Genomic DNA, 18,890 nt, shown 5'->3' on the forward strand with positions numbered 1-18,890 from the left:
TAAGATTCCAGAATTGGGGAGCCTGGCAGAAGGCCGGCTGCCTGGCGGCTCTTTTTACAGCTATAGGCCTGGATAAAGCGTTGTAAATCAGCAGCTGGGGCGATTATCACCGTTTGGTAAAATTTTAGGTGATTCTGCCCGAAAACATTATCTTGCTAAATTATTTTTATAAATCAAAATTTGAGCACTATGTTAAAGATGCAGATTATTGGGAACCTGGGCAGGGATTGTGTGGTAAACAACGTGAATGGAAAAAGCGTGATCAATTTTACGGTGGCGCATACAGAGCGGTTCCGGGATGCCCAGGGCAATAACCAGGAAAAAACAACCTGGGTGGATTGTGCCTGGTGGACAGACCGCACTGCGATATCGCAATACTTAACAAAAGGAAAACAGGTATACGCAGAGGGGAACCCGGAGGTAAGAAGCTTTACCCGTACAGATGGAACCAATGGCGCTGTTTTATCCTTAAGGGTAAGGGAAGTGCAATTGCTGGGAGGACGTGGAGAAGGTGGAGTGCCTGTGGCGGGCGGTGGTTATAATGCCGGAACAACGGGTGCTGCACCATCCGGAGGTGGTAATGATGATACGGCAGATGATCTTCCGTTTTAAAATGCAACCTTATTTTAAGAAAGGCCCCAGCACTGGGGCTTTTTTTTAACAGGTCAAAAACCAAAACCGATGCGCCTGATTTGCTGTTTACTCTTTCTATGTTTGATGAGCCGCTGTGGCCCCGTTGTTAATGCGCCGGGTGGCGTTAAAGGACTGTCTTCCCAACAGATCGAAAAGAAATTACAGGGAAGTTGGCTGATTTACAAAGTTGGTACCAGGGAAGCTTCCGAAAAACAACTGGAGCCCCTGCAGGACACGCTTAACCGGCTGAGATGCCGTTTCGAATTAACGGCGCTTACTATTTTGCCGCATACGCTGATGCTGGAAGACAGTTTGGGCCGGCTGCAAAAACGGACCTGGCAATTACTTCCGCCGGATATGATTGGAATGCGGGAAGAGGAGCCGGTATGGGAGATCGTAAGCTTATCCGACAGTATCCTGACCCTGTCGCAAAGGGTTGATCAAAAGAAAACGCATGCGGATGTATTGCTGGCCTGTTACCGGGTAAATGCAGACCGTTATGAAGGAGTAGATCTTGGCCACGTATCGCTGAACCGGTGGCGGCAGCAGCCGGCACAGCCCGAAACCCCGGTGCAGATAGCAGCACGGGTGGCCAGCCTGCTGCGGTATGACGGCATCTACCTTCAGGCATTGAATAGCTCTAACAGTGATTATTTTGATACCCGTAAATTTCACCTGCCTTTTTCGTATTACAACGGGGGCGTTAGCTTAAAAGCTTTTGATTCCACTTCTGCGTTTGCGGGTTTATTTTATAATGCCGGAGATGCATCAATCGCCCATGGCCTGCTGAAAACCTATTTGGATACCCGCCCGTATCCCCGTGAAAGAAATTATATGCTGGCCTATGCCGGCTTCATGAAGAATCTTGCCGAGGTTATTGAGCTCAATGTGCACGAATGATTGCGAAACTACAGGTGGTTAAAAGCAAATGATGAAAAGCTTGGACTGTGATGTTCCCGGGTTTATCGAACCTCTCTGATTGTGCATGGAATGCAACCGGATCATCGGCTTAAAATGATGCATCCCTAGAAACATTTATAAAATAATTTAAGGCTTTATTGTTATTTTGTGCGTATGCAGGATACAAATTATGCTTATCAGCAATTACTTGATTTTACCATTCAGATTTTTGAAAAAATAGGTTGCCCGCAGGCCGATGCAGTTACCGCTGCGGAAGTATTACTGTCGGCCGATCTGCGGGGCGTAGATTCGCATGGGGTGGCCCGGTTGGCGGGTTATGTGCGGCTTTGGGAAGCAAAACGTGTAAATGCAACGCCACAGATAAAGATCATTCATGAAACGCCGTCTACCGCGGTTGTGGATGGAGATAGTGGACTGGGACTTGTGGTGGCGCCCTTTGCCATGAAACTGGCTATTGAAAAGGCGCGCCAGGCTGGTACCGGCTGGGTAAGTGTGCAGCACAGCAATCATTATGGCATTGCTGCTGCACATGCCATGAAGGCGCTGGAACATGATATGATCGGTATTTCAATGACCAATGCCAGTCCGCTGGTGGCCCCCACTTTTTCCACCTCAAAAATGCTGGGCACCAATCCCATTTGTGTGGCAGCTCCTGCAGGTAACGAACCGGCATTTGTAGCAGACCTTGCTACCACCACAGCGGCAAACGGAAAGCTGGAAATATTACAACGGAAAAACGAAGCGGCTCCGCAGGGTTGGGTACAGGATGCTGAAGGGAATAGTACGACCGATGCCAACATTCTTAAAAAAGGAGGCGCCCTGTTACCGCTGGGTGGCGACCGGGAGCATGGCAGTCATAAGGGCTATGCACTTGGAGCCATTGTAGATCTTTTTTCGGCATTATTAAGTGGTGCCAATTATGCGCCCTGGGTTCCGCCGTTTCCTGCATATGTACCCATGCCCGAACGGCAGCCGGGTAAAGGGATCGGACATTTTTTTGGGGCGATGCGGGTAGATGCGTTCCGTACGGTGGAGGCGTACAAACGGGATATGGATGACTGGATCGGAGGGTTTCGGAACGCAACTCCCATAAAAGGACAGGAGCGGGTGCTGATACCCGGGGATCCGGAACGGGAAATAGAAGCCGAAAGAAGGGAGAGCGGCATTCCACTGTTACCAGCTGTTGTGTCGGACCTGGAAGCCCTGGGCGCAAAGCTGGGTGTGGTATTTTAAAAAGGATGCTGTTTACTGGTATTTTTTTGCGAAATTCGCGGCCGGGCCAAATCCTGCCATGGAACCGATACCGTAAACAGGAGCTGGGCGGAACCGCCGGCGTGCATAGCAATGATGAAATGCACAGGGGCCTTTGGGAGAGAAGGCGGCCGGCAAACGATTGCAGAACGATAAACTAAATAGTAAAAAGAAATAAATAAGAAGAGCCATGAAGGTAATGAAATTTGGAGGTACCAGTGTTGGTAAACCAGAACGGATGAAACATATTGCTTCGCTTTTACAAAAAGAACAGGAAACATCCGTAGTGGTGCTTTCCGCGCTTTCCGGTACGACCAATGCCCTGGTAGAAATAGGTAATGCCATTGCAAGGGGCGACCGGCATACAGCACAGCAGTCTATCAACAATCTGCAGGAACATTACAATGCATTCCTTAAAGAACTTTTTACAAAAGAAACGGCCCTGGCAAAAGCGCAGGCCATTGTGGACGAACATTTCGAATTCTTAAATATCATTTTAAAGATATCCTTCAGTGAGGCGCTGAGCAAGGACATCCTTGCACAGGGTGAACTGCTGTCTACTAAAATATTCTCCGTTTACCTGGAAGAACAAGGCGAATCTTATGCCCTGTTGCCGGCACTGGAGTTTATGAGCATCGACGAAAATGAAGAACCGCAGATCGGAAGCATCCGTATCAAATTAACACAACTGCTGGCACAGCATGCCGATAAAAAGATCCTGGTTACACAGGGCTATATCTGCCGAAACGCCAGGGGAGAGGTAGATAACCTGAAGCGCGGCGGTAGTGATTATTCTGCATCGCTGATCGCTGCAGCAATCAGTGCTTCCGTTTGTGAAATATGGACGGATATTGACGGCATGCATAATAACGACCCAAGAGTGGTGGGTACCACCCGGCCCGTAGAACAGCTCAGCTTTGAGGAAGCTGCGGAGCTGGCCTATTTCGGAGCAAAGATCCTGCACCCGGCTTCTATCTGGCCGGCACAACAATACAAGATCCCGGTGAAGCTGCTGAATACCATGGATCCGGAAGCCCGGGGCACCTTGATTACCCAGGAACCTTCCGGTGCCGGCGTAAAGGCCGTAGCTGCCAAGGATCATATTTATGCCATCCGTATTAAGAGCAGCCGTATGTTGCTGGCTTACGGATTCCTCCGGAAAGTATTTGAGGTATTTGAAAAGTATAAGACCTCCATTGATATGATCACCACATCGGAAGTGGCGGTGTCCTTAACCATCGACAATGCAGATCACCTGGAGCAGATCGTAAAGGAACTGGAAGTACTGGGAACAGTAACCGTAGACACCGATCAAACTATCGTTTCGGTTGTGGGATACCGGATCAATGAAACCGAAGAGATCATCAAGAAGTTGTTTGGATCTATCCGCAACGTGCCCATCCGGATGGTATCTTACGGTGGAAGCCAGCACAATATATCACTGCTCGTAGGAGCCGACGAAAAAGTGCACTTGCTGAAACAGCTGAATAAGGGGATGTTTGGGTTGGATTAGTGAGGAGTGAGTAGTGAATAGTGAATAGGCAATGGTGAATAGTAAATAGTAAATAGGAGGAGACATGTACTTTCTTGTGGCTTGTTATTTGCTGTTTGTTCTTTGTTATTTGTTATTTGTGATTTTGTACTTAGTGCTTAGAATTTAATCATTGAACCTTTATTGCATACCGGGCTTTGGGGTGGATGAACGCATCTATGGTAACCTGGCTATTGATCAGGCCCGTCTTTGTTTTTTAAACTGGCTCGATCCTGACCCCCGTGAATCGTTCAACGCCTATGCACAACGTATGGCCGCGGGGATTGAAGACGAAGCGGCCACGATCGTGGGCATTTCTTTTGGAGGAATGGTGGCCCTTGAAATTGCAGGATTCCGGAATGTTAAACAGGTCATTCTGATCTCCAGCATAAAAAAAAGAGCGGAGATGCCATTGACAATGCGGCTGGCCGGGGCACTTCATTTAAACCGGATTTTTCCTGTAAAAAAGATCCAGCAAAGTGATCTGGCATACCGGATCGCCAACCAGCGGCTGGGCGCCTATACGCCCGAAGAGCAGGAGTTTGCAAACACCTATCGTAAAACGGCCTCACTCAATTACGTAAACTGGTCTTTCGATAAGATCCTCCATTGGAAGGTCACCAACGGGTTCAAAAATATCATTCATATACACGGGGATCATGACCGGATCTTTCCTATAAAGTATATTAACGCAGATTATGCGATTAAAGGGGGTACGCATATGATGGTTTGGAACCGGGCTGAGGAGATCAGTGCCATTATCAACAAGGTATTACTATAATGCATCGCTCCAACATTGTTACCCGGCTGCATACGGTTACCCTTTTAACCGCAACACCGGTATAGCGGTATTCCAGGCGATCTGCTTGCTTACACTCTTATGAAACAGCTGTCCGAAAAAGCTGCGTTCGTGATGAATGAATGCAAGCAGGGAAATATGATGTTGTGTTACAAATTCCTCTAATCCCGCTTCTACATTTTGAGCCTGCAAAAAATGCATCACCGGATTTAACCGGTGCAGTTGCGCTTTAACGGCACTGATCCGTTCCTGGTTAACAGTGTCGGCAGGATCCATATTCACATTAATGATCTGCAGCTCCGTTGCCGGTAATTTCATTACAAATTGCTCAAGCTGCCGGATGGTGGCATCGCTCAGGATCTCGAGGTCGGAAGCCAGTGCGATCTTTGCCGGCATTGCATCCGCTGGTGGCTCCGGCACAATCAGCAACGGGCCATGAATACCTTCAATGGCCTTGATGGCATTGCTTCCGACAAGCATTTTTTCCAGGCCCGATTTTCCCCGGATGCCCATTACCACCAGGTCTGAAGGGAGGGTGTTTAACTGCTCGTTTACCACATCACCTAAAAATCCCTCCACCGCCCGGGCTGTAATGGCAATGGCCGGATATGCGGCGGCAAGCTGTTCCTTTACGGCGTTGATACGCTGCCGGCTGTTTTCGGCAAGTACCTCAGATTGCTCTGCCATCAATGTATAGTTGATCAGGCCCGGTGCGCCTTCGGGGTTAATACCGCCGGAAGGATCTGCCTGGAAAAGAACAGGCGACTCATACACATGTAGCAAGGCCAGCTCTTCTGTTTGCCAAAGCGGTGCCAGGCTCAGTGCGTACCGGATGGCATGTTCTGCGTTTTTTGAAAAATCGGTAAGCGCCAGAATTTTTTTCATGTGTTTGTTTTTAGATGCCATCACCGGCAGCGCCCTGTTCAAATAATAAGCGGCGGAATGCGGGATAAAAACGGCCGGTTAAGATGACGATAGTATACTATAAAAGTACAAAAAAAAGACGGCTTTAAAAAGAGGATATTGATTTGTGACAAACACCCCGATGCCTGGTAAATTGGTTTGATGCAAGGAACTGATTTCCTTTTTGTGCCGGAAAGCAGTTCTGTTTAACACTTCTTTTCTGTAAGGTTGGTTCAGCGGATGGGCATTTCAATTGCGGCAGCTACAAAAAAAAGCGGTGGTCTCTGATACAGAAACCACCGCTTAGGTTTAATTATTTACCGGTTAAAATGCTCCGGAATCATCATCTCCGTCCAGGTTAACCTGGTAAGAATACAAACCGCTGTACCCGGGATAAATACCCTCCAGTTCCAGTTTGCTGCTCCGGCTGCTGCCTAAAACCTTCGACAGTTCATCGATCGATTTTACGCGCTGGCCATTGGCTGCAGTGATGATAAAGCCCTTGTCAATCCTGCTTTTGCTTAACAGGCCATTCGGCTTAATATTTTTGATCTCTACACCACCGCCATTGATACGGAGTTGCTCCGCACGCTTTGCCTCCACATTTGCCAGTTCCACACCCAGCTGATCGGCAATTTGATCAGTACTGCTCATTTTACTTTCACTGGGTTTGTCGGCAAGGGTAACATCTGCAGTGGCCTCTTTTCCACCTCTCAGGTAGGTTAATTTTACTTTTTCGCCCGGTTGTGAGCTGGCGATAATGCCCGCCATCTGTATACCGGAAGCAACCGGGGTACCATTTACCTTAGTAATGATATCCCCTTTCTTAATGCCCACTTTTGAGGCGCCACCACCAGCAGGGGCTTCCAGCACATATACACCGTCTCCATTTTGCAACCCGGCCTGTTTCAGGCGGCGCTCATTTTCACCCGGAGTTTTTTGCTCATCAAAATAGCTGATGCCGAGATAGCCGCGTTTTACATCGCCATATTTGATGATATCGTTTACCACTTTCTTTACAATATTAACGGGGATGGCAAAGGAATAACCGGCATAAGTACCACTGGGTGCCAGTATGGCGGAATTGATACCAATCAGCTGACCATTGGTATTGATCAGCGCACCGCCGCTGTTACCCTGGTTTACCGCTGCATCTGTTTGGATAAAGGATTCAACCGGCGACATGCTCTGCTGTCCGTTGATACCAATGCTACGTCCCTTGGCACTGATGATACCGGCGGTAACGGTTGCTTCCAGGTTGAACGGATAACCCACTGCCAGTACCCACTGGCCTACTTTTACGTCATCCACATTTCCGTAGATCATGTAAGGAAGGTTGTTGGCTTCCACTTTAAGAACAGCGATATCGCTGCTGGGGTCGCGCCCCACCACTTTTGCTGTATAGGTTTTACGTCCTTCATTAAGCGTTACTTTTATTTCGGAAGCCACACCATCGGCACCATCGGAAACCACGTGGTTGTTGGTAACAATATAGCCATCCTGGCTGATGATCACCCCGCTGCCCGATGCCCGTTGCTCCGGACGCATCTGTGGCCCCAGGCCAAACATATCACCAAAAAAATCTTCAAAGGGATCACCGGTCCGGCCTCTGTTGGGCAGGCCGTTATCCAGCTTTTTTGCAGGTATCTTTGTTTTGATATGCACTACAGTAGGAATGGCCGACTCTGCGGCTTTGGTAAAATCCGAAGGTTCGGCAGCATTGCCTTTGCTGTCAAAGAAACTGGCATAGTTGGCCGGCAATTTTCCATCTACGGGCAATCCAACAGTGTTGGTGCCGCTACGCGCAAATTTTCCATAAAGGAAAAGGCCTGCAAAGGCCGAGAGCACGCTTATCACAATCACCAAAAGAATTTGTTTCAATTTCATGTTACGGTTCATTTAAAAATTTGGTTTTCAAAAATTATGCCTTGCTTATACAAAGTAACAAACTGTACTGCATATTCGGAAGTTCTGTCAGTCAGTTTAACAAACTTTTACTAAAGTCTTCGTACTTTGATGATTCCTGTCTGTTCATGCTGTGTTACAGTGTAGTTGGGTGTATAGTTGCAGCAGCTCATCCGTTCAATGAAAGCAGGAATGCAAGCGTGTCTTCACCATCCGCATACTGATCAATAGCCGGGGACTGTGCCTGTCCGAAGGGGATACAATCATGGCCTACGATGCACTGTACGGAAGGATTGTTCACCAGCTCTCCAACCAGGTTGGCCTTATTGCTGTAAAATGCATAATTGAGCTGGCTTACGGGCGAAAATACCCCCGCATCTTCTACCAGTAACAGGGCCGGTGTGCTCATATAAAAACGCTTATTGAGCAGGTATAATGCAAGGTTATAATCATAGTTGTTCTTGTATTTGTGCACTTCTGACAGGTAGTCATATTTTTTAAAAACCTGTAGCAAGGGCTCAAAGTCATATTGCTCCGGTACAAAGATCTTGGTTACATTGCGGCAACCCATACCAAAATACAGGAACACATCATCTGCAAGCGCATCCAGTTCTTCCTGTGTTTCCCTTCCTGTAAGCAGCGCAACGGAAGTACGGTTGCGGCGGATAAGATGCGGGTACCGGGCAAAGTAATAATCAAAATAACCGGCTGTGTTATCACTGCCTGTTGCAATATAGGCATCGCATCCTTTCAGTAAGGTTTCGAACCGGATCCAGGAGGCCAGCTCCGGTTCCCAGGCGATCATTTTTGCAACCAGGTGCTGAATCAGTATTTCATCTTTTGATGAGGCTTTGATCAGGCATTTGTGCCCGGAGATGAAAACACATAACAGGTCGTGAAAGCCTACCAGCGGTATATTGCCGGCCATTACCAGTCCTACAAGCTGTGGCGTACGCTGCTCTGTTTCCAGTTGCGGGTAGCTGCCTGTCCATTTCTTTAATACCGGTTCCTGTAAAAAAGCACGGGCAATGTTTTGTACAGACCGGTCTATAAACTCCGGCAGAAACCAGCCATTGTTCCGGGATGCCCGCTCTTTTACTGCCTGCCATTCCCCGCTGTCTTCCTGCATATAAGCACCCAAATTGGTCAATAAACGGATGCGTTGCGATAATGTCATCTTCAATGATTAATTTTGTACAAAATAAAGCGTTTACAGCTTACGTTTATTCAAATTATAATTATTCGAATATGGCTATAAAAATAACAGAAGAGTGTATTAATTGCGGAGCCTGCGAGCCGGAGTGTCCGAACAATGCTATTTATGAGGGTGGGGTGGAATGGACCATCTCCGATGGGAATACGGTAACCGGCGAATTTAAACTGTTTAGTGGAAATGTGGTGGACGCCCACTTTAAAAATGCGCCCATCAGTGACGATACCTATTATATTGTTCCCGATAAATGCACCGAATGCCAGGGCTTTCATGAAGAGCCGCAGTGTGCTTCGGTTTGCCCGGTAGATTGCTGTGTTCCGGACGAAATGTACCAGGAAACAGTAGAAGAATTGCTGGCAAAAAAAGAAAAACTACACTTATAATCATCAATAGAATGCAGTAGCAGGAGCGCGGGTTCCGCGTTTCTTGTTTTTTTAAAGGTAATATGAAGAAAACGATCGCGTTGGTAACAGGAGGGCTTTCCGGGGAATCGGTGATTTCCTATAAAAGTGCCGCTACTATTGAAAAGAACCTCGACCGTAATAAGTACGAGGTATATGTAATAGACATCAATCCGGAAGGATGGTTTTATACGGACCGTGCGGGGCAGAAAACCCCGGTTGTAAAAGACGATTTTTCAATTGTTGAAAACGGGCAAAAGATCCGGTTTGATGCCGTGCTGATCGGGATGCATGGCACACCCGGGGAAGACGGGAAGCTGCAGGGATATTTTGATATGCTGGGTATTCCCTACACCGGTTGCGATGCGGCCAGTTCCGCCATTACGTTTAATAAACGGTATGCCGTGGCGGTAGCCAAAATGGCAGGCATCGGCGTGGCCAACTCGTTGCACCTGTTTGCGCATACACCGGTACCTGCGAAAACGATACTGGAACAGATAAAGCTTCCGGTATTTGTAAAACCCAATAACGGGGGATCCAGCATCGGGATGAGCAAAGTAGCGGAGGCTGCGGACCTGGAAGCTGCTATAGCAAAAGCATTTCAGGAAGACCGGCAGGTACTGGTAGAGGAAATGATTACCGGCCGCGAATTTACGGTGGGCGTATACAAGGCAAAGGGTGCCATCCATGTGCTTCCGCTTACCGAGGTGAAGGCGCACGACGGTCAGTCGTTTTTTGATTTTGAAGCCAAGTATGAAGGGAAATCTACCGAGGTAACCCCCGCTGTGGTGGAGGAAGCGATCGCCGAAAAAATACGGACCGCAGCGCGGAAAGTATACGAGGTGTTTAATTGCGGAGGCGTGATCCGGATCGATTTTATTTATAACGAAGCGGAAGGCCGGCCCTATATGCTGGAGGTAAATACCATTCCCGGGCAAAGTGCTGCCAGTATTGTGCCACAGCAGGTGGCCGCTGCAGGAGGCAGCCTGACCGATTTTTACAGTCTTCTTGTTGAGGAGTGCTTTTAAAGTTCAGCATTATGTAAAAATCCGGTTTTACGCTCAATTCATTTCCATATTCTCATATTTCCACATTTTTCACATTTTCACATTTCCACATTTCCACATTTTCACATTTTCAAATTCCCCAATTGCCTGAGCTGATAGCTGAATTATCCTATATTTACCAAGAATAATCAATACATGTTTCAGTTTTTAACAAGAAGACCACTTTGGGTAAACATACTGGCAGGGATTGTGCTGGCGCTGGTGATTTTTTCGATCGTAATTCTTTCACTGGGCTGGCTTACGCATCACAATGATGCGAAGACCGTACCGCCATTGCTGGGTAAAACCCTGGCCCAGGCGGAAAAAATACTGGCGGATGCCGGCTTTGACCTGGTGGTGCAGGACAGCATCTTTAATGATACACTGAAACCCCTGCAGATCGTGCGCCAGGTGCCGGACGAATATGAAGTGGTGAAATCCAACAGGACCGTATACCTTACGATTAACCGGGCAGAACCTCCGCTGGTGGAAATGCCCAATATTGTGGGATACAGTTTGAGAAGCGCCGAATTTACCCTGAACAATATGGGGCTGAAGCTGGGCGATACGACCTTTAAACCCGATTTTGCAAAAAATACGGTGTTGCAGCAACTCTTCAACGGGGTTTCTATTCAGCCGGGAGCCAAAATAAGACAGGGTTCCCGGGTAGACCTGGTGATCGGTAGTGGACTGGGCACCTCATTCCTGGTACCCAACCTGGTCGGACTTACCTATGCAGAAGCAAAAGCCCTGCTGGATGGGAAAGGGCTTGGGATTGGATCGGTGATTCCTGCTGCCGGTGTAACGGATACCGCTGCTGCGTTTATATATCGTCAGAACCCCGAACGTTTTGATGTGGATGGCAATGCACGGTCGATCCGTCCGGGACAGATCGTAGATGTATGGCTGAGCCTGGAACGTCCTGTGGTAGATTCTACCGGTGGGGGAAGCAGGGGCGATTCCTTACAAAAAGATACACCTGCCACGCAGGAATAAGATTACGTTTAAAATACAAAAATATGAATACGATTACTGTTCAGGAGCTTAAAAAAAGAATCGACAATGGTGAAAAAATCAACCTGATCGATGTAAGAGAGCCGGCAGAGTACGAAGAATACAATATTGGGGGAAAGCTGATTCCGCTGGGAAATATCCAGAATATGGAAATAGATGAGCTGGAGCCGTTGAAAGAAGAGGAAGTGATCATTCACTGCCGCAGCGGAAAGCGCAGTGCAGCCGCCTGCCTGTTACTGGATTCTGTGGGCTTTAAAAATACGGTAAATGTAGAAGGGGGCGTGCTGGCCTGGCAGGATGCATTTGGGCAATAGGCCATGTGCTTTTACCAAATTAAAAATAAAAAAGTGCCCGGAGGCACTTTTTTTTATAGGATCACTTTTTGCTTTTATCGTAAGGGATCAGCCGGTATCCCGATTCGGGAAGATCGAATTTTGACATGGGCACGGCCCCAAAATCGATATTCGACACGGTATTGGTTACTGTTGTTTTGCCGTCTGTGGCTTCATATTCCATTACCAGACCGGGAAGGTTTTTATTCATGAACAGGAATTCTGTATTTACCGGAACCAGTTCCTTTGTAAAATAAACAGTAAAAGTAGTTCCATCGCCCAGTTTGCCCACGGCCTTCTGGCAGTTATAGTTGGCAATGGTCTTAAATTCGTTTTCGATGGAATAGGTAATGCTCTCGTACTTTTTGTTATGGTCTTTCCAGTCCGCAGGAGTCAGCTGCTTCATAAACTTTTGTTCACCATAACTGGTCAATATGGTAGCGCTGCCGGTTTTCCCTTCAAAAATAACGGATTGTGTACCCAGGGAGCTGATCATATCAGATCGCCCGGCATTTCCTTTCAGGTAAGTAACGCTGGTGGCCCCGTCCATCATATCTGCCTTGCCGGGCTTACTGCTGTTGGTATTGATCACAATATCGTAATAAATCGTAGCCTCAGTCAGTTTCTTCTGCCCCCAAATTGCGGTACTAAACAAGATTCCCGTCAATATTGTTAAAGCTGTTTTTTTCATTTCCATTCAATGCATTGTACAGACGAGCCAAATTAAGGAAATGGTTGCGTACGAAAAAATAGAATATCTGTTGATCCTCCAGGAGGAAATGGGGCGGGGTAGCGTACCGGAATTTCCGGGAATCAAAAGTGATGCTATTTGAAGCACTCTTTTCCCGCAAATTCATCATTTTATCTTAATTTCGGCGAAAATAAAATAGGTAATGGCCGAGAAGATATTAATGCCCCGTTTGAGTGATACCATGACTGAAGGAGTTATCGCAGATTGGCATAAAAAAGTAGGAGATCCCGTTAAAAAAGGCGATTTGCTGGCGGAGATTGAAACGGATAAAGCCACTATGGAGCTGGAAAGCTATAAAGATGGAGTGATCCTCCACCTGGGTGGCCCCAAAGGAAGTAAGCTACAGGTAGATGATCTGTTAGCAATAGTGGGTGAGGCTGGTGAAGATATTTCCGGTCTGGTAGGCGGAAACGGCAGCAGTGCCGCTCCGGCTGCAAAAAGCGCTGCCCCTGCAGCTGAGGCGCCCAAAGAGGCTCCGAAGGAACCGCAGGCAGCTGCAGCACCGGCCCTGGACGTATCAAAAATGGAAGAAGTAGTGTTGATGCCCCGTTTGAGCGATACCATGACCGAAGGCGTGATCGCCAGCTGGGCAAAAAACATAGGAGATCCTGTTAAAAAAGGAGATCTGCTGGCAGAGATCGAAACGGATAAAGCCACCATGGAGCTGGAAAGCTATAAGAATGGCACTTTGCTTTACCAGGGTGCTGCAAAAGGAGAAAAGATCCAGGTGAACGACCTGCTTTGTATTATTGGAGATGCCGGTAAAGTGGATGTAAATGCGATCGTGGCTGCTGTAAAAGGCGGTGGTGCAGCCCCTGCGGCAGCTGGCGGAAACGAAGCGGCAACAGCAACGGCTGAAGCCCCGGCCGCTCCGGAAGTGGAAGCGGCTCCGGTGGCATCGGGCGATGGCCGTATAAAAGCCTCTCCCCTCGCAAAAAAACTGGCGGCTGAAAAAGGTGTGGATCTCAATCGTGTAAAAGGAAGCGGCGACAACGGAAGGATCATTAAATCCGATATAGATAATTACCAGCCTGCAGCGGCCCAACCGGCGGCTTCATCACCGGCAACTGCCCCCGCTGTGGCAGCAGCTCCGGCAGGTCAGGAAAGCTTTGAAGATGTACCGGTTTCCCAGATGCGTAAAACCATCAGCCGCCGTCTTTCTGAAGTAAAATTCTCCGCACCGGAGTTTTACCTCACTATGGAGATCAATATGGACAAGGCGGTAGCCAGCCGTGCCCAGCTGAATGAAATTTCGGCGAATAAAATTTCTTTTAACGACATGGTACTGAAAGCCTGTGCCGTGGCGCTGAAAAAACATCCGGCCATCAACAGCAGCTGGATGGGCGAATCTATCCGGGTAAACCATCATGTAAGCATCGGGGTAGCCGTGGCAGTAGAAGATGGCTTACTTGTTCCGGTGGTACGTTTCGCCGATACCAAATCACTTTCGCAGATCGCAGGAGAAGTAAAAGACTTTGCGCAACGGGCAAAGAACAAAAAACTGCAGCCCTCAGACTGGGAAGGCAATACCTTTACCATCTCCAACCTGGGGATGTTTGGTATTGAAGAATTTACCGCCATCATTAATCCTCCGGCCTCCTGTATCCTGGCTGTGGGCGCCATCAATGAAGTGCCGGTTGTGAAAAACGGACAGATCGGGATTGGCAATATTATGAAGGTAACCCTCACCTGTGATCACCGGGTAGTAGACGGTGCCACCGGTGCCGCCTTCCTGCAAACCCTGAAGCAGCTATTGGAAGAGCCGCTCCGGATGCTGGTTTAAGTAAAAAATGACCATCAAATAAATAAAACAGGCTGCAACCTTTGAAGGGGCAGCCTGTTCTATTATCTGGAGGAGGAAAAACGTATGAGCAAGAAAACAGTTGTACTTGGAGCATCCGAAAACCCGGCACGTTACAGCAATATGGCTGTTAAACGCCTGCGGGCGCACGGGCATGAAGTAGTGGCCATTGGCAAACAGGCAGGACAGATCGGCGATGTAACCATTCAGAAAGAGCAGACCGGTGAAGCCGGTGTGGATACCGTAACGGTTTACCTGAATCCTGCGCACCAGCAGCAATATGAAGACTATATCCTGAAATTGCATCCCCGGAGGATCATTTTTAACCCGGGTGCTGAAAATGAAGCGCTGGCACAAAAGGTAAAGGCGCAGGGAATTGAGCCGGTAGAAGCCTGTACCCTGGTTTTGTTGACAACCAATCAATTTTAACTATAAAATCTGAAAGCGATGAGAAAAATGATGGTATTGCTGATTACGGCGGCTGTTTTCCATAGCGTGCTGCTGGCACAGCCACTGAAACCGGTGGAAGCGGAAAGTAAAGTTGGGTTTGTGATCAAGAATATGGGCGTTGATGTGGACGGAACCTTTCAGGGATTAAAAGGGTTGGTACATGTTAATGCTGCAGATTGGAGCAAGAGCTCCTTTGATGTAACGGTGGATGTGAATACGATCAATACCAATATTCAGCGGCGTGACAATCACCTGAAGCAGGCCGATTTTTTTGATGCGGCACAATACCCGGAGATCCGTATTCAATCGACCCGGATCCTTCCCAAGCAGGGAAATGTTTACTATGCGGAGGCAACGCTGACCATGCATGGTATTTCCAAAAGCATCAAATTTGACTTTATAGCCAAACCCGTTGATGGGGGATATTTGCTGACCTCAAATTTTTCCTTGAACCGGCTCGATTATAAGATTGGCCGAAGCAGCATTACCATGGCGGATAAAGTAACGGTTATGCTTTCTGTTCTTGCAAAAAAGTAGCAGGCTTTCATGCTTATGATAAAGGTATTCCTGCCCTGGCTGTTGCTGCTTTCAACAGCTTCGGGTTTGTGGGCGCAGCAGGATGCGGCGACTGATGTAAATGAAAAATACCGGATCAGTGTGCTCACCTGTGGAACCGGAGACGAACTGTACGCCTCATTTGGTCATACAGCTGTAAGGATTATCGATAGCGTTGGAGGTACCGATATCGTATACAACTACGGCACCTTTGATTTTAACGATCCTGACTTCTATACCAAATTTACATTGGGAAAGCTGTTGTATTTTCTGGATGCGGAAGACTATGACCGTTTTTTATACAGTTATGCCCGGGAGGGCAGGCGGGTTACCGAACAGGTGCTGCACCTGGATGCGGCCGGCAATCAAAAGATCCGGATGTTTTTACAAACAAATCTGCAGCCGGCAAACAGGGCCTACCGGTATGATTTTCTTTTTGACAACTGTGCTACAAGAGTACGCGATATTTTTCCGGCTACCCTGGATACCGCTTTTCATTTTGGGCCGGTGCTTGGGAAAAAGCGCCTGCGTTACCGTGAGGTGATTGATCAATACCTGGCGGAAAAACCCTGGCAGCGGTTGGGTATTGATATAATATTGGGAAGCCCGGTGGACGCGCTGATGGATGATCTTCATTCGATGTTTTTGCCGGATTATCTTTATAACGGATTGCAACATGCGCGGTACCGGGGGCAGCCGTTTGTTACCAGCCAGGTATTGCTGCAGGAGAAAGCAGCTGCGCCGGCAGCCGCCATCAATGCGCCATTCCTGGTTTTTTTACTGTTATGCCTGCTGGTACTGGCTGTTCACTTTATACCTGTGTTGAGCCCGTACCGGAAGGCGCTGAATGCTGTAATCCTTTTTATTACCGGGCTCATTGGTGTGCAATTGCTGTTTATGTGGTTTTTTACCAATCACCAGTCCTGTGCCTACAACTGGAACATTTTATGGGCGATGCCACTGAATGCTTTTATCGTTTTTACGAAGGGTAAGCGGTTGCGGAAGTACTATTTTCTTTATGCGATGGGAGGGCTTATAGCAGCACTCCTGGTGCATTTTTTGGGTGTTCAGCAATTGCCATTAAAAGAAATAGGACCGCTGTTTGCTGCGTTGCTCGTCATTTACGGGTATGATATAAAAGATAGCATTATTGCCAATGAAACCTAGTGATGGCTATTTACGAAAGTTTCAGTTATACCGTTTGATACCGGATACCAGATCCCATGACAGATCAGCTGAAGACTGATAACTGATAACTGATTGCTGATAACTGATTGCTGATGGCTAAGGCTCTATTGACTATTGCCTGCTGCCCATTCACTTTCCCGCAGGATCATAGGCCCACTCCACCAGGGTTGCGCCCCAGGTAAAGCCGCCGCCAAAGGCTGCCAGAACGATCTTATCTCCGGTTTTTAACTGGTTTTCCCACTCCCAAAGACAAAGCGGAATAGTGGCAGCTGTTGTATTGCCAAATTTCTGGATATTGATCATTACTTTTTCGTGGGGCAAACCGATGCGTTGAGCTGTGGCATCAATAATGCGGAGATTGGCCTGATGGGGGGCTAACCAGGCAATGTCATCGCCGGTTAACTGGTTGCGCTCCAGGAGCTGGGCACTTACCTCGGCCATACCGGTAACGGCAAATTTGAAAACGGTTTTTCCTTCCTGGTAGGCATAGTGCTCGCGCGCGGCAACGGTTTCAGCGCTTGCAGGGTACATGGATCCGCCGGCTTTCATGCGCAGGTACTGGGCGCCGCTTCCATCGCTTTTCAGGATGCTGTCTTTGATGCCATGACCATTCTGGCTGGGTTCCAGCAAAACAGCCCCGGCACCATCGCCAAAAATGATACAGGTAGCACGGTCGGTATAGTCGATGATGGAGCTCATCTTATCGGCCCCAACCACTACTACTTTTTTATAACGGCCGCTTTCGATAAGCGAAGTTCCCAGGGTTAACGTATATAAGAACCCGGAGCAGGCGGCAGATACATCAAAGCCCCAGGCGTTCTTTGCGCCAATTTTATCGCAAACAAGATTCGCTGTAGCGGGGAATACCATATCCGGAGTAACGGTTGCTACAATGAGGCAATCGATCTCCATGGGGTCGATCCCTCTTTTTTCACAAAGTTGTTTTACAGCAGGCACGATCATTTCTGAGGTCCCTTTTCCTTCTCCTTTCAGGATCCGGCGTTCTGTAATGCCCGTGCGTGTGCGGATCCATTCATCAGTGGTATCTACGATCTTCTCCAGGTCAAAATTCGTTAATTTGTCTTCAGGAACATATCCGCCCACTGCCGTGATGGCTGCTGTAACTTTGTTGCTCATCTGGTAAAAAAAATTTAGCGCCAAAGTTAGGGTGAATGTGCGGGAATTGGAAATCATAAATTAGAAATGAAAAATTTGGAATTAAATTTAAATTCGCGCCATGTATGCATATCTGAAAGGAAAATTCACATATAAAACACCTTCGTCTGTAATCGTAGATGTAAACGGTGTAGGCTACGAGGTCAATATCAGTTTAAACACGTATTCAACAATTGAAGCCCTGGAAGAAGGACTGCTTTTTACGCATCTGATCATACGGGAAGATGCACAGTTACTCTATGGTTTTGCAGACGGAAAGGAAAAAGACATCTTTCTGGGCCTGATTAGTGTATCCGGAATTGGTGCGGGTACCGCCCGGCTGATCCTGTCTTATATGAAGCCGGACGAAGTGGTAAAGGCCATTACGTACGGGGATGCAAAGAGTTTGGAGCGGATCAAAGGTATTGGGAAAAAAACTGCCGAACGCGCAGTGCTGGAGTTAAAGGATAAATTGGGCAAGCTGCACACTGACCTGCCGGTAGACCTGCCATCAACCGTAGTGCCTTCTGTAAGAAGGGATGCCGTGGAAGCGTTGCTGGCCCTGGGTATTCAACGGGCCCAGGCCGAACAGGCAGTGCAAAAAGTGCTGGCGCAGGAACCGGAAACCGGCCTGGAGCAATTGGTTAAAAAAGCGCTGAAAGGGATTTAGGCGGGGCTGCTTTCTACATTTAAAGTGGCGTTTTCAGTTGCGGATTTGTAAAGCAGATAGTTAACACCGAAAACAAATTCCAAATTCAAAAAAACAAATTTCAAAAATCAAACCTCAAAGTATAACGATGCCTGCTGGTAGCTAAAGGCTGAAAACTGCCGGCAAAAAATTCTAAATATTAAACTCTAAATTCTAAAAGGAGCCAATTTTCTAAAAAAACAAAAAACAAATTTCAAAAGTCAGGAGCCAAACGTCAAGACATGGCGCTGTCTTCCGGTAGCTTGATCTCAAAACTGACGGCTGATGACTGAAAACTGATGGCTGATAGTGATGCAAAAAACAAAAGTCAAATTTCAAAAATCAAGAACCAA

The 18,890-nt window shown here is 47.7% G+C and carries 19 protein-coding genes; 14 read left to right on the top strand and 5 right to left on the bottom strand.

Features of this window, described 5'->3' with window-relative positions; translation table 11 throughout:
• Positions 1 to 189: 189 nt before the first annotated feature.
• From ssb to Q1V85_RS19625, 5 genes are all read left to right on the top strand, one after another.
• Positions 190 to 612: a single-stranded DNA-binding protein gene (ssb, locus tag Q1V85_RS19605; RefSeq protein WP_300602264.1), complete on the top strand. Its 423-nt coding sequence runs from the start codon at positions 190 to 192 to the stop codon at positions 610 to 612.
• Positions 613 to 681: 69 nt separating this feature from the next.
• The gene (locus tag Q1V85_RS19610; RefSeq protein ID WP_300602265.1) at positions 682 to 1,533 is read left to right on the top strand and encodes a hypothetical protein; all 852 of its coding nucleotides are present in this window, start codon (positions 682 to 684) and stop codon (positions 1,531 to 1,533) included.
• Positions 1,534 to 1,707: 174 nt separating this feature from the next.
• A complete protein-coding gene (locus Q1V85_RS19615; RefSeq protein ID WP_300602266.1) occupies positions 1,708 to 2,787 on the top strand; it encodes an Ldh family oxidoreductase in 1,080 nt (359 codons plus the stop codon).
• 208 nt (positions 2,788 to 2,995) lie between these two features.
• Positions 2,996 to 4,318 carry an aspartate kinase gene (locus Q1V85_RS19620; RefSeq protein WP_300602267.1) on the top strand — a complete coding sequence of 441 codons (1,323 nt, stop codon included), beginning with the start codon at positions 2,996 to 2,998 and terminating at the stop codon, positions 4,316 to 4,318.
• 151 nt (positions 4,319 to 4,469) lie between these two features.
• Positions 4,470 to 5,117, top strand: coding sequence for an alpha/beta hydrolase (locus tag Q1V85_RS19625; protein WP_300602268.1), 648 nt, complete (start codon positions 4,470 to 4,472; stop codon positions 5,115 to 5,117).
• Positions 5,118 to 5,153: 36 nt separating this feature from the next.
• Here Q1V85_RS19625 and Q1V85_RS19630 read toward each other — a convergent pair whose 3' ends face one another.
• From Q1V85_RS19630 to Q1V85_RS19640, 3 genes are all read right to left on the bottom strand, one after another.
• Positions 5,154 to 6,020: a universal stress protein gene (locus Q1V85_RS19630; protein WP_300602269.1), complete on the bottom strand. Its 867-nt coding sequence runs from the start codon at positions 6,018 to 6,020 to the stop codon at positions 5,154 to 5,156.
• A 342-nt stretch (positions 6,021 to 6,362) separates the two neighbouring features.
• Complete coding sequence (locus Q1V85_RS19635) at positions 6,363 to 7,925, bottom strand: trypsin-like peptidase domain-containing protein (protein ID WP_300602270.1); 1,563 nt, start codon at positions 7,923 to 7,925, stop codon at positions 6,363 to 6,365.
• A gap of 187 nt (positions 7,926 to 8,112) precedes the next feature.
• Positions 8,113 to 9,120 carry an acyl-CoA reductase gene (locus tag Q1V85_RS19640; protein WP_300602271.1) on the bottom strand — a complete coding sequence of 336 codons (1,008 nt, stop codon included), beginning with the start codon at positions 9,118 to 9,120 and terminating at the stop codon, positions 8,113 to 8,115.
• 71 nt (positions 9,121 to 9,191) lie between these two features.
• Between Q1V85_RS19640 and Q1V85_RS19645 the strand changes: the two genes are divergently transcribed.
• The 4 genes from Q1V85_RS19645 to Q1V85_RS19660 all read left to right on the top strand — a co-directional run bounded on the left by Q1V85_RS19645 (position 9,192) and on the right by Q1V85_RS19660 (position 11,931).
• On the top strand, positions 9,192 to 9,539 hold the full coding sequence (locus tag Q1V85_RS19645) for a 4Fe-4S dicluster domain-containing protein (RefSeq protein ID WP_300602272.1): 348 nt from the start codon (positions 9,192 to 9,194) through the stop codon (positions 9,537 to 9,539).
• Between the two features lie 62 nt (positions 9,540 to 9,601).
• Positions 9,602 to 10,585: a D-alanine--D-alanine ligase gene (locus tag Q1V85_RS19650; RefSeq protein ID WP_300602273.1), complete on the top strand. Its 984-nt coding sequence runs from the start codon at positions 9,602 to 9,604 to the stop codon at positions 10,583 to 10,585.
• Positions 10,586 to 10,759: 174 nt separating this feature from the next.
• Positions 10,760 to 11,599 (top strand): PASTA domain-containing protein, encoded by an 840-nt coding sequence (locus tag Q1V85_RS19655; RefSeq protein ID WP_300602274.1) that lies wholly within the window; start codon positions 10,760 to 10,762, stop codon positions 11,597 to 11,599.
• Positions 11,600 to 11,622: 23 nt separating this feature from the next.
• Positions 11,623 to 11,931: a rhodanese-like domain-containing protein gene (locus Q1V85_RS19660; RefSeq protein WP_300602275.1), complete on the top strand. Its 309-nt coding sequence runs from the start codon at positions 11,623 to 11,625 to the stop codon at positions 11,929 to 11,931.
• 61 nt (positions 11,932 to 11,992) lie between these two features.
• On the opposite strand, the gene Q1V85_RS19665 is transcribed toward Q1V85_RS19660, so the two are convergent.
• Entirely contained in the window at positions 11,993 to 12,640 is a 648-nt protein-coding gene (locus Q1V85_RS19665; RefSeq protein ID WP_300602276.1) for a hypothetical protein, read from the bottom strand.
• A 202-nt stretch (positions 12,641 to 12,842) separates the two neighbouring features.
• Here Q1V85_RS19665 and Q1V85_RS19670 point away from each other — a divergent pair, with 202 nt between their 5' ends.
• From Q1V85_RS19670 to Q1V85_RS19685, 4 genes are all read left to right on the top strand, one after another.
• Complete coding sequence (locus Q1V85_RS19670; RefSeq protein ID WP_300602277.1) at positions 12,843 to 14,483, top strand: pyruvate dehydrogenase complex dihydrolipoamide acetyltransferase; 1,641 nt, start codon at positions 12,843 to 12,845, stop codon at positions 14,481 to 14,483.
• 84 nt (positions 14,484 to 14,567) lie between these two features.
• On the top strand, positions 14,568 to 14,930 hold the full coding sequence (locus tag Q1V85_RS19675; protein WP_300602278.1) for a CoA-binding protein: 363 nt from the start codon (positions 14,568 to 14,570) through the stop codon (positions 14,928 to 14,930).
• Between the two features lie 18 nt (positions 14,931 to 14,948).
• A complete protein-coding gene (locus tag Q1V85_RS19680; protein WP_300602279.1) occupies positions 14,949 to 15,488 on the top strand; it encodes a YceI family protein in 540 nt (179 codons plus the stop codon).
• 9 nt (positions 15,489 to 15,497) lie between these two features.
• Positions 15,498 to 16,673 carry a DUF4105 domain-containing protein gene (locus Q1V85_RS19685; protein ID WP_300602280.1) on the top strand — a complete coding sequence of 392 codons (1,176 nt, stop codon included), beginning with the start codon at positions 15,498 to 15,500 and terminating at the stop codon, positions 16,671 to 16,673.
• 150 nt (positions 16,674 to 16,823) lie between these two features.
• Here Q1V85_RS19685 and Q1V85_RS19690 read toward each other — a convergent pair whose 3' ends face one another.
• Positions 16,824 to 17,831: a beta-ketoacyl-ACP synthase III gene (locus Q1V85_RS19690; RefSeq protein ID WP_300602281.1), complete on the bottom strand. Its 1,008-nt coding sequence runs from the start codon at positions 17,829 to 17,831 to the stop codon at positions 16,824 to 16,826.
• 100 nt (positions 17,832 to 17,931) lie between these two features.
• Between Q1V85_RS19690 and ruvA the strand changes: the two genes are divergently transcribed.
• Positions 17,932 to 18,519, top strand: a complete 588-nt coding sequence (ruvA, locus tag Q1V85_RS19695; protein WP_300602282.1) for a Holliday junction branch migration protein RuvA — start codon at positions 17,932 to 17,934, stop codon at positions 18,517 to 18,519.
• Positions 18,520 to 18,890: the final 371 nt, after the last annotated feature.

It is taken from the genome of Niabella sp. (assembly GCF_030150205.1).
GTDB lineage: Bacteria > Bacteroidota > Bacteroidia > Chitinophagales > Chitinophagaceae > Niabella.